General features: G+C 57.1%; 10 protein-coding genes. 7 read left to right on the top strand and 3 right to left on the bottom strand.

The window, feature by feature from the left end; all coding sequences use genetic code 11:
• The first annotated feature begins 575 nt into the window (after positions 1 to 575).
• Positions 576 to 2,072 carry a hypothetical protein gene (locus tag AC1RQ9_RS17780; RefSeq protein WP_485987984.1) on the top strand — a complete coding sequence of 499 codons (1,497 nt, stop codon included), beginning with the start codon at positions 576 to 578 and terminating at the stop codon, positions 2,070 to 2,072.
• Between the two features lie 108 nt (positions 2,073 to 2,180).
• Here the strand turns inward: AC1RQ9_RS17780 and AC1RQ9_RS17775 are convergent, their stop codons facing one another.
• Positions 2,181 to 2,459, bottom strand: coding sequence for a hypothetical protein (locus AC1RQ9_RS17775; RefSeq protein WP_157212881.1), 279 nt, complete (start codon positions 2,457 to 2,459; stop codon positions 2,181 to 2,183).
• Here AC1RQ9_RS17775 and AC1RQ9_RS17770 point away from each other — a divergent pair.
• A complete protein-coding gene (locus AC1RQ9_RS17770; RefSeq protein ID WP_019087073.1) occupies positions 2,458 to 3,054 on the top strand; it encodes a nicotinamidase in 597 nt (198 codons plus the stop codon). The two genes, AC1RQ9_RS17775 and AC1RQ9_RS17770, sit on opposite strands and share 2 nt — an antisense overlap.
• Positions 3,055 to 3,188: 134 nt before the next feature.
• On the opposite strand, the gene AC1RQ9_RS17765 is transcribed toward AC1RQ9_RS17770, so the two are convergent.
• On the bottom strand, positions 3,189 to 4,532 hold the full coding sequence (locus AC1RQ9_RS17765) for a GntT/GntP/DsdX family permease (protein ID WP_019087074.1): 1,344 nt from the start codon (positions 4,530 to 4,532) through the stop codon (positions 3,189 to 3,191).
• 207 nt (positions 4,533 to 4,739) lie between these two features.
• Here AC1RQ9_RS17765 and AC1RQ9_RS17760 point away from each other — a divergent pair, with 207 nt between their 5' ends.
• On the top strand, positions 4,740 to 5,489 hold the full coding sequence (locus tag AC1RQ9_RS17760) for a dienelactone hydrolase family protein (RefSeq protein WP_485987983.1): 750 nt from the start codon (positions 4,740 to 4,742) through the stop codon (positions 5,487 to 5,489).
• Here AC1RQ9_RS17760 and ubiA read toward each other — a convergent pair.
• Positions 5,479 to 6,396 (bottom strand): 4-hydroxybenzoate octaprenyltransferase, encoded by a 918-nt coding sequence (gene ubiA, locus AC1RQ9_RS17755; protein WP_485987982.1) that lies wholly within the window; start codon positions 6,394 to 6,396, stop codon positions 5,479 to 5,481. The two genes, AC1RQ9_RS17760 and ubiA, sit on opposite strands and share 11 nt — an antisense overlap.
• Before the next feature lie 155 nt (positions 6,397 to 6,551).
• On the opposite strand from ubiA, the gene AC1RQ9_RS17750 reads away from it, so the two are divergent.
• The 4 genes from AC1RQ9_RS17750 to AC1RQ9_RS17735 all read left to right on the top strand — a co-directional run bounded on the left by AC1RQ9_RS17750 (position 6,552) and on the right by AC1RQ9_RS17735 (position 10,608).
• Positions 6,552 to 7,277: a 16S rRNA (uracil(1498)-N(3))-methyltransferase gene (locus tag AC1RQ9_RS17750; RefSeq protein ID WP_485987981.1), complete on the top strand. Its 726-nt coding sequence runs from the start codon at positions 6,552 to 6,554 to the stop codon at positions 7,275 to 7,277.
• Positions 7,278 to 7,371: 94 nt separating this feature from the next.
• Entirely contained in the window at positions 7,372 to 8,784 is a 1,413-nt protein-coding gene (locus AC1RQ9_RS17745; RefSeq protein WP_485987980.1) for a glutamate--cysteine ligase, read from the top strand.
• Between the two features lie 148 nt (positions 8,785 to 8,932).
• Positions 8,933 to 9,889, top strand: a complete 957-nt coding sequence (gene mbfA, locus AC1RQ9_RS17740) for an iron exporter MbfA (RefSeq protein WP_019087079.1) — start codon at positions 8,933 to 8,935, stop codon at positions 9,887 to 9,889.
• Positions 9,890 to 9,963: 74 nt separating this feature from the next.
• Complete coding sequence (locus AC1RQ9_RS17735; RefSeq protein ID WP_019087080.1) at positions 9,964 to 10,608, top strand: LolA family protein; 645 nt, start codon at positions 9,964 to 9,966, stop codon at positions 10,606 to 10,608.
• Positions 10,609 to 10,658: the final 50 nt, after the last annotated feature.

Below are 10,658 nucleotides of genomic sequence, written 5' to 3'. Positions count from 1 at the left end.
ATTCACTCCATCTCTTCGCAAAGACGGATGAATCACAACATGCTGGTATTGTTCAAAAACTTTCGGATCAGGCTCTCATGAACTGAGTTTCCAAGCGGTCTCTAACGAAATATCACCTGCTGCATTCCACCAAAGAAGAACCGGAAATCAAAATCACCTTGCAACCGGTATCTCTATAAAAGCGCCATCTGATGCGAAAGCATGTTCGCAAAGCTGAAAAACTGGCGGCTTATCGCAACCAGTTACGACCGGTGCATGCATACATTCATGTCCGCAATCCACATTGCTGCAAGTTTCATCTCTATCTCAAAAAATGACTTCTGAGCCACGTTCAATGGGTCAAGAAGCATTGATCCGGGCATGGTTGGCCGATGCCAGCCTCTTGCCCGCCAATAGGCGAGCAAGAGTTTTATTGTATTATTTTGATAATTTAATTTACTCATTTGTAAATTATTTTAATTATTTAAATCTATACTATAAAAAGGCAATATTATTTCTCTTTACATATAAATGTAATATTTGTAAGGTCATTAAAGTTAATCAGGCCGTCTATTGATCTATCTGGTGGAAGCATAATGGAAAGTTCGTTACTGACAGGAAAGAAAATAGATATATTTACGTATGTCATATTATCTATCTTGATTGTCGCTACTGTATTTTCAGTGATCTTCCCATTTTCCGAGATTTTCAATCACATCCCTCTTGCGCAGAATGAAGGATGGAACGCCTATCAGATTGATCGGGTTATTAACCCGGCATTGGGCCCCCTTTATCCAGACCCTGAAAACGGCCTGATTTTCAATAATTATCCACCACTGTCATTCTACCTGGTTGGCTATTTCAGTAAATACGTAACGCACGATGTTATGGTCGCTGGAAGGATAGTCAGTGTCACCTTTCAGCTTTTGTCGTGTATTGTATGTAGCTTATGCGTCAGATCGTTGGGAGCAAAACCCATTGGGATGATACTGGCATTTTTCATACCATTTCTTTATACAGTAGCATATTTCGGCTGGTGGTTTGCCACGAATGATCCGCAATGGGTCAGCATATTTTTTGTTTTATTGTCACTGCTCCTGGCGATAGACTGTCTTTGGAATGACAGGAAAAGTAATTATTTTATAATATGCTTGGCGGCGTTCCTCTCCGTACTGGCCGGCACTGCAAAACATAATGAAATTTCCATCCCGCTTGTCATAACCATTGTATTGTTTTTCAATAACAAAAAATTATTTTATACGTGGTGTGTGTCTGGTATATTATTTTCAGTCATGGCCTTCGTTTACCTGAAGTTAATGTTTGGTAGCGATATAATATCCGATGTATTTTTTCATCCGCGCGTCATTTCTACATCATTACTATTCAATACAGATTTTTCCATTAAGCATACCCTGACGCTTTATATCGCTGCCATTCCCTGCCTTATTGGAATAAAAGATAAAAAACTAAGGCAATTCCTGATAATTATTTTTTTGGTATGTTTTGCGTTGGGCGTCTCCCAGAAAGTAGGAGATGGCGTGTCTGAAAATGCCCATATCGATACCGTCCTTGCCCTGGGCATTGTCATTGCCATGGGTGCATCTGTCTTCCCACAGAAATGGCAGGGATACAGAAAGCCGAGCATGATATTATTGACGATACTGGCCATCACGCCTCCCGTCATTAAAAGCATTACACACTTGCCCGGAAGCATTAATGACATACGCCGCATACCGGAGGAACAGGAGAAATGGAATGCTGTTTATAGTTTATTAAGATCAAACAGCCGGCCTGCTGCGTGCCGTATGCTGTCAATCTGTTATTGGGCAGGTGAACCTTATACGGTAGATATGTTTAATCTTGGTCAATATCTACAAATGAATGGAAACAAAAAAATATTCAATGATATGATTAGGAATAAAGAATTTGGTATTATTGAATATCCTTTTCAGGTAGGAGATTTATATAAAAGGGAGGAAGGAAAACTTCTTCCTGATTTTATGAAAAACTATCATCTATATAAAATAATTTATATAGATGATTCATTTTATAGATTTGATGAATCCATGGCATTTTATGCCCCCAACAGTTAGGGGCCGTCAGGTCCTGTTATTTGGTTGCGGCGATGTAGGGAATGGAGAAAAAAAGAGGCGGCTGTTTTCCCATGCGTGTCGCGATAACTGCCATACCCCGATCCCTGTTCACAGATTTTCGATCAGGTTCTGGTGACAAAGGATCTGGTCCAAAAATCTTGCGGCGGCGAAATTGAGGAAACTCAGGAAAGGCAGGGCGCTCCTGTCGTAACGGGTTGCAATGCGCCGCATCTGTTTGGGGTGGTTGAGCAAGGCTGGCATCCAAATTATCAAAAGCTTCGGCAAACGTCGCCTTTTAAAAAAACGATACTCCCAAACTTTTATTTTGAAATAGTTTTCAAGCGGATGCCATGTTGTCCCGACGGGCGATAAGGAAAGACAGATCATGTCCCTGCGCATAAATGCCACCGATGCCCTGCTGATTATCGACATGCAGGCCGATTTCATGCCCGGTGGTCCCCTTGGCGTGCCGGAGGCGGACAGGCTGCTCACCCTTATCAATCCACTATGCGACCTGCCGTTTGGCGTGATTGTCACAACGCAGGACTGGCATCCGGCGGGACATATCTCCTTTGTCGCGCAGGGTGGTCCGTGGCCCGTGCATTGCGTGGCGGGCACGCCGGGTGCCGGTCTTTCGCCCGCGCTGGCGCAGACGCATGTCGGGGTGGTGCTGCGCAAGGGACTGCATCCCGATATCGACAGCTATTCTGCATTTGAAGACAACGATCATGTCAGCCGGACAGGACTGGATGGCCTGCTGAAGGGCAGGGGAATTATCCGCGTATTCGTGGTGGGTGTCGCACTGGATTACTGCGTGGCAGCGACCGCACGCGATGCGGTCCGGGCAGGGTTTGCAACCTTCGTCCTGCCCGATGCCTGCCGTGGCGTGCGGCAGCCCCCTGCGTCAGTACTGGACGCGCTGGGCATGGAAGGGGTCAGTCAGGCGGATGCCGTGGATTTGCTGGCATATAACCGAAAGTGAATGATATTCTGAAAATCAAAAGTTTTTGGTGAAGCGTTTTTCAAAAAGATTCGAAGAACGCTGCCTTTGAAAAAAGGTAGTTCCGGAAATGCCTGAGGTTTTTATCAACTGGTTATGTCGCAATGATTCCTCATTTATCCGACCACCAGCGAGATCATCATCGCGAATGCCAGCCCAAGCACGGCAATCAGCGTTTCAATCACAGACCATGTCTTTATGGTCTGCCCAACCGACAGGCCAAGGTATTCCTTGATCTGCCAGAAACCCGCGTCATTCAGTGGCCCCAGCGCCACGGACCCGGCCCCGGTCACGATCACCATCAGTTCGGGTGATGCCGCATGGGTACGCAGCAGGATCGGCCCGACAATACCGGCCGCCGTGCTCATGGCCACGGTGGCGGACCCGGTGGCCACACGCACTACCACCGCCAGCAGCCACGCCAGCACCAGCAGCGGCACATGCGCCCCCACCGCCAGATCGGTAATGGCCGATGACACGCCGCTATCAACCAGTTCCTGCCCGAAACCACCGCCCGCGCCAACCAGCAGCATGATCAGCGCGGTAGGAGCCAGGCAGTCATTAGTGAATTTCAGGATGGTTTCACGGCTGAACCCGCGTGCGGTGCCAAAGACCTGAAACGACAGCAGTGTCGCCAGCGCCAGGGCGATGTCGGTATTGCCGATAAAGTGCAGCGCATTGTTCAGCGGCGTATGCGCCCTCGCCACCAGATCTGCCATCGATCCCACCAGCATCAGGATGACAGGGGAAAGAATCGTCATGACCGTAATGCCGAAGCCGGGCATGTTTTCGGGCACGTCATGGTTGACGAACTGTGCCTCCAGCGCGGACGGCAGCACCGGCCCGATCCGACTGGCGATGAATCGTGCGTAAACCGGCCCGGCAAGGGCCGCCACCGGCGTGCCGATCACGATCCCCCACAGGATCGTCCGCCCGATATCCGCATGATAGGCCGACAGCGCCAGCAATGTTGCCGGATGGGGCGGGATCATGGCGTGGGTGACCGACAGCGCCGCCCCCATGGGCAGCGCCAGCAGCAGCAGCGGCGTGTTGGTCCGCCGCGCCAGCGTGAAGGCCAGCGGGATCAGCAGGACGAATCCAACCTCAAAAAACACCGGCAGCCCCACCAGCAGGCCGATCACCATCATGGCCCAGCTGACACGCTTCGTACCCGCAAGGCTGGTGATCGTGACCGCGATCCGGTCGGCGCCGCCCGATTCCGCCAGCATCTTGCCCAGCATGGTACCCAGCGCGATAACGGTCGCGACATGTCCCAGCACGCGCCCCGCGCCAGCTTCGAACGATGCAATGGCCTTCTGCGGCGGCATGCCCGCCCCCAGCGCCAGCGCCAGCGAAACCGCGAACAGCACGATGAAGGGATTGATCTTGAAACGCGCGATCAGAACCACGACGGCCAAGATCGCCAGTGATGCGAGGGAGAGTGCGAACAGGGATGACATTATGTTTTCTGTAACGAATTCATGCCCCATACAGGCCGGGGATGAGATTGAATGTCAACGCTGGAAGCCTTTTTTGCGCAATATTTGAACAAAAACACCTAATTTTCCTGCTACGATATTACACAGATGACAGGATGCCCTACCCCTCGGTGGGGGATGCGTATGCTGCTATCATGGCCCTTTGTCCTATGGAGCGCGCGTATTGCCATGATTATCCTTTCAGACGAAACGGCTGACATTCCAACGCCATCAGGCATGATGCGGATGCATGTTTTCCGTCCGGCCATTGCGGGAAGCTTCCCCGGAATTGTCCTTTTTTCGGAGATCTATCAGGTGACGGCCCCCATCCGCCGGCTTGCGGCCATGATGGCGGGCTTGGGGCATGTGGTCTGCGTGCCTGAAGTCTATCATGAATACGAACCGGCCGGGACCGTCCTGGCCTATGACAGACCGGGCACCGACCGGGGTAATTTCCTGAAACACGAAAAACCGCTTGCGGCCTATGACCATGATGCGCGCGCGGCGCTGGACTGGCTGGAATCCTGCCCGCACTGCACTGGCGCGCTGGCGACGATGGGCGTGTGCCTTGGTGGCCATCTGGCCTTTCGCGCGGCCCTTGACCCGCGCGTGCGGGCGACGGTGTGTTTCTATGCTACCGATATCCATGCCCACAGCCTTGGCCATGGCAGATGCGACGATACGCTGGCCCGGGTTGGTGAAATGAAGGGGGAGGCGTTCCTTGTCTGGGGGCGGCAGGACCCGCATGTGCCCTTTGCCGGTCGGCAGATGATCCGCGACGCGCTGGAACAGGCGTGTACCCGTTACGAATGGCATGAATTCAATGCCCAGCACGCCTTCCTGCGTGATGAGGGCCATCGCTACGATTCCGCCCTGTTCCTGCAGTGCATGGACATGGCCCGGGCCTTTCTGGGCCGTATCATGCATCTCAGCGCGTAAGCATGCCCGCCAGTATGGCCAGGGCGATGACAAGGCCGGTTTCGCGGTTGAAGCGGAACAGGCGCAGGCACCCGGCTGGATCCCGCGCGTCCAGTCGGCTGACCTGCCATGCCAGCAGCACGGCGGGCAGGGGCAGCGCCAGCCAGAACCCGTAACCTGTATGGGCAAGCCACCCCGCCGCCCCCAGTCCCGCAACCGTCAGCGCATAGCATATGCCCACGAACAGCCGCGCATGCCCGGCCATGAGGCGCGACGTGGACCGCACGCCAATGCGGGCGTCATCCTCCATGTCCTGAAAGCCATAGATCGTATCGAAGCCAAGCTGCCACACGATGGTTGCGGCATACAGCGCGAACAGGGCGGGGGCGATCCGGTCCGCCGCCGCCGTATAGCCCAGCGGCGCGCCAAAGCCGAACGTGAAACCCATGACCAGCTGTGGCCACCACGTTACCCGCTTGGCCAGCGGGTAAAGCCCGACAAGGATGAGCGAGGACGCGCCCAGCACCTGCGACAGGGTATTGAGGTTCATGAGGATGTTGAACCCGATCAGCAGCAGCGCCGCGAGGAACAGCGCCGCCTCGCGCATTGACAGCGCGCCCGATGCAAGCGGTCGGCCCGCCGTGCGCGCCACCTGCCGGTCAATGTCGCGGTCCCACATGTCATTGACCACGCAGCCTGCGCCACGCATCACGACACTGCCGATACCGAACAGCACGATCAGGAAAATACGCTGCGACATCGGCACACCCGCAGGCAGCAGGATGCCCCATATACCCGGCAGGAACAGCAGCCACGTGCCAATCGGCCGGTCCAGTCGCGCCAGCAGCGCATAGGGGCGCAGGCGCACGGGCAGGCGGCCGATCCAGCCATCCACCCTGATATCCGTATGGGGTACAGGCTGGTCCACGGTGCAACTCCTTCAGGCTTGATGGCGGCAGGGAACAGGGTTTGCCGATGACGGATCGCCCCATGGCTGCTAATGGCGAAACAGATGGGCCGGAAGACCCCGCCGGGTCAAGGCCGGCCCCGGTGCCATGCAAGTACGAAAGGTGACCACCCGGCATGAGGGACTGCCCCCGACTGTTCATTTCCCCCGAAACGATTGCCCCGATGGGGGCCGGCGCCATGCTGGATCTGGAACCGGGACAGGCCCATTACCTTGGCACCGTCCTGCGGCAGCAGGCGGGGGCGGCGATCGCCCTGTTCAATGCGCGCGATGGGGAATGGCAGGGCGTCATCGACCACCTGCGCCGGGACCGCTGCCGCATCCGGCTGGTGGAACAGACTCGCGCGCCCGTGGCGACACGGGGTGTGTGCCTGCTGTTTGCGCCGCTCAAGCGTGATGCGACCGAAACGGTCATCCGCATGGGCACTGAACTGGGGGTGACGCGTTTCCGCCCGGTGGTAAGTGAACGCACCAATACCCATCGAATCAATGCGGCCCGCCTGCAAAGTATAGCGGTTGAAGCCGCCGAACAGTGCGAGCGGCTGGACGTGCCCACCATCGACCCGCTGGCGGACCTGCCGGTCGTGCTGTCCCAATGGCCTGAAGACATAAGTCTTTTTGCTGCCCTTGAACGGAGCAATGCCCCGGCCGTTCCCGTCATGGCGCGGCCGGGGGACTGTGTGCTGATTGGTCCCGAAGGCGGTTTTTCCCCGCGTGAACACGACATGCTGCGCGCGCGTCCGTTCGTGCGCCCGCTGTCACTGGGGGATCTTGTGCTGCGGGCGGATACGGCGGCGGCGGCGGCGCTGGCTCTTGTCGGGGCTGGCCTCAAGGCCTTATGAGGGATGGGTCAATAAACACCTGCCCCCTCCGGCATGCGCGTTCAGCCTGTCGCCGGCGTTAATCTGACTGTCATTTGAGGATATTGCCCCCGCCATGTCGAATCCCGGCGCGCATAATTCAACCGTAATCGAATCATTTGACCAGATGGTCGCAATTCTGGCGGCAGGTGCCCGGCCCCGGTCCGAATGGCGGATCGGCACGGAACATGAAAAATTCGGCTTTGTGCGGCCCGACGCCGCAACACCCCAGCGCAGGGCCTGGTCCTCGCCCCCCTATGCCCCGCAGGGGATCGAGGCGCTGCTGCGCGGACTGGCGGCGGAAGATGGCGGCAGGCGGTGGGAAGAAATCATCGATCGTGGCGCGCTAATCGGCCTGAAGGGGCAGGCGGATGCAAAAGGCGGTTCGATTTCGCTGGAACCGGGGGGGCAGTTTGAACTGTCCGGCGCGCCGCTGGTCTCCCTGCATGATACCGAATCCGAAATGGATCACCATTTTGCCGCCATCCGCCCGATCTGCGACCGGCTGGGCATCGGTTTCGCCCCGCTGGGCTTCCACCCCACCGCGCGGCGGTCGGATATTCCGTGGATGCCCAAAAGCCGTTACGCCATCATGCGCGACTACATGCCCAAGGTGGGTACGCTTGGGCTGGACATGATGCTGCGGACCTGCACGGTGCAGGTCAATCTTGATTTCGGGTCCGAAGCGGACATGGCGCGCAAGATGCGGGTCTCGCTGGCGTTACAGCCGGTGGCGACGGCGCTGTTCGCCAGTTCCCCGTTTTATGAAGGCCACCCTAACGGCTATCTGTCCAATCGCGGGCGTGTGTGGACCGATACCGATAATGCACGCGCGGGCATGCCGCGTCGTTTCATGGAAGATGGTTTCAGTTTTGCGACTTATGTGGACTGGCTGCTGGATGTGCCGATGTATTTCGTCACCCGCGATGACCGGCTGATTGATGTCGCGGGCTGTTCGTTCCGGGACTGGCTGGCGGGACGCTGCCCGCGGGGGCTGGAGGGCACGCGCCCGACCATAGGCGATTTCGAGGACCATATGACCACCGCGTTCCCTGATGTGCGCCTGAAGCAGTTTCTGGAAATGCGGGGCGCGGATGCCGGGTCGCCTGCCATGATGCTGGCGCAGTCAGCGCTATGGACCGGCCTGCTGTATGATGACGCCACCGTGCATGCCGCTGAAAAGCTGGTGCTGGAACATGGGTGGGACGACTATATCGCCATTCGTGGCGCGGTACCGCGCACTGGTCTGGACACGCCATGGGGGCAGGGCACGCTGCGCCCGCTTGCCGCGCGCATGATCGAACTGGCGACAGACGGATTGCGCGCGCGCGGTCTGCGCGATGCGCAGGGACGTGACGAGACCCGGCACCTTGCCCCCCTGCATGAAATCGCGGCCGGTGGCCCCACGCAGGCGGAAGCGTGGCTTGCGGCCTATCATGGCCGGTGGAAGGGCGATGTGACCCATATCTTTGCCGAGGCCGCTGTCTGAGACGGCAGGGGCAGCCGGATGTGTTTTCAGTAAATGTAATCGAGAAGCATAATCACTTTCGGCCATTACTTTGAAAATACAAATGATAATGATTTTTAAATTGACAATATTCTTGAGGTGATGCAAAAATTTATGCATAGACTGGATAATGCGTAAATTTTCGTCCCTGACCGATCAGGAAATCCTCGCGCTGGCCATCTCCAATGAGGAGGAAGACGGGCGCATCTATTCTGATTTTGCTTACGCATTGCGCGAAAAATATCCCGATACGTCCAAGATATTTACCGACATGTCGGTAGAAGAGGACAGCCACCGCCGCGACCTGATCGACCTGTACGCCAGCCGGTTCGGCCCCCACATCCCGCTGATCCGGCGGCAGGATATTGCGGATTTCATCGTGCGCAAGCCCGCATGGCAGGTCCAGACACAGGGGATCGAGGCCGTGCGCCAGCATGCCCGGCAGATGGAAATGGATGCCGCGCGCTTCTACCGTCAGGCCGCGCTGCGCACCACAGATGCCGCCACGCGCAGGCTGCTGGGTGACCTGGCCCATGCCGAGGACCAGCACGAACAGGCCGCCAACGCCATAGAACTGGACCGCCTGCCAACCAGCAAACGCGAAAGCGAGGACGAGGACGCGCGCCGCCGCTTCGTGCTGCAGGTCATCCAGCCCGGTCTTGTGGGGCTTATGGATGGATCGGTGTCCACGCTAGCCCCGGTCTTTGCGGCGGCTTTCGCCACACACCAGCCATGGAACGCGTTTCTTGTCGGTATGGCGGCGTCAGTGGGGGCGGGGATTTCCATGGGCTTTGCCGAAGCCCTGTCCGATGATGGCAAGCTGTCGGGCCGTGGCGCGCCACTGCTGCGCGGGCTGATATGCGGGCTTATGACCACCGCGGGGGGGATTGGTCATACGCTGCCGTTTTTGATCGACAATTTTTCCACCGCCATGATTGCCGCCGTGATCGTTGTGGTGATCGAACTGTTCGTGATTTCGTGGATCCGCTGGCGGTATCAGGAAACGCCGTTCGGTTCGGCCATCGTGCAGATTGTCATTGGCGGGCTGCTGGTATTCGTGGCCGGCGTGCTGATCGGCAGTTCCTGATCGGCCCGCCTTGATCTTACCCCGATGATGGGGCACCAGTGGGCGGGTACTTCCCGTATGGATCGTCCCGTATCATGAGATTTTCCCCTACCATCGCCGCCTGTGGACTGGCCTGCCTGCTTGCCGGTGGTGGCCTTGTGCCCATCGCCCATGCGCAGGAACAGATGGCCGTTGGCGCATCGGATCAGGACCATGCCCTGCTGGAACGTGTTGAGCGGCATCTGGATGCGATCAGCCTGCTCAAGGCCCGATTCCGCCAGACAGCTCCCGATGGCAAGCAGAGCACCGGGACCGCGTGGATCGACCGGACGAATCGCCGCATGCGGTTCCAGTATGATCCCCCCAGCCCGCTGCTGCTGGTGGCCAATCATGATCAGGTCGTATTCAACGACAGCCAGCTGGACCAGACCACCACCATGCCCATGGACAAGACGCCGCTTGGCCTGCTGCTGCGTCCACACCTGCAACTGTCGGGGGATGTGACGGTCACCGGCCTGTCGCGTGAGGGCAATGTGCTGGAAATTACGGTCGTGCGCACCGATTCCCCCGGTGATGGCAGCATGACGCTGATCTTCCATGACAGCCCGCTGCTGCTGCGTGGCTGGATCATCCAGGACGCCCAGCAGGAAACCACCCGTGTCGATCTGCTTGATGCCTCGACAGGTGGTCCCATGCCGCCGGATTCCCTGTTCAGCACCGACCTGCCGGAACAGCACTGAGCCTGATCGTACCCGTCAGGGCTGTATAATAAGAAAGTTTTTGGTGAAGC

This window comes from Komagataeibacter ossonobensis, from assembly GCF_057359305.1.
This window is presented reverse-complemented; position numbering and strand designations above follow the sequence as displayed.

Coding starts and splice junctions, on each gene's coding strand:
- AC1RQ9_RS17780 (WP_485987984.1), top strand. CDS start 576: ATGGAAAGTTCGTTACTGACAGGAAAGAAAATAGATATATTTACGTAT.
- mbfA (WP_019087079.1), top strand. CDS start 8,933: ATGCGTAAATTTTCGTCCCTGACCGATCAGGAAATCCTCGCGCTGGCC.
- AC1RQ9_RS17770 (WP_019087073.1), top strand. CDS start 2,458: ATGTCCCTGCGCATAAATGCCACCGATGCCCTGCTGATTATCGACATG.
- AC1RQ9_RS17750 (WP_485987981.1), top strand. CDS start 6,552: ATGAGGGACTGCCCCCGACTGTTCATTTCCCCCGAAACGATTGCCCCG.
- AC1RQ9_RS17735 (WP_019087080.1), top strand. CDS start 9,964: ATGAGATTTTCCCCTACCATCGCCGCCTGTGGACTGGCCTGCCTGCTT.
- AC1RQ9_RS17745 (WP_485987980.1), top strand. CDS start 7,372: ATGTCGAATCCCGGCGCGCATAATTCAACCGTAATCGAATCATTTGAC.
- AC1RQ9_RS17765 (WP_019087074.1), bottom strand. CDS start 4,532: ATGTCATCCCTGTTCGCACTCTCCCTCGCATCACTGGCGATCTTGGCC.
- AC1RQ9_RS17760 (WP_485987983.1), top strand. CDS start 4,740: ATGATTATCCTTTCAGACGAAACGGCTGACATTCCAACGCCATCAGGC.
- AC1RQ9_RS17775 (WP_157212881.1), bottom strand. CDS start 2,459: ATGATCTGTCTTTCCTTATCGCCCGTCGGGACAACATGGCATCCGCTT.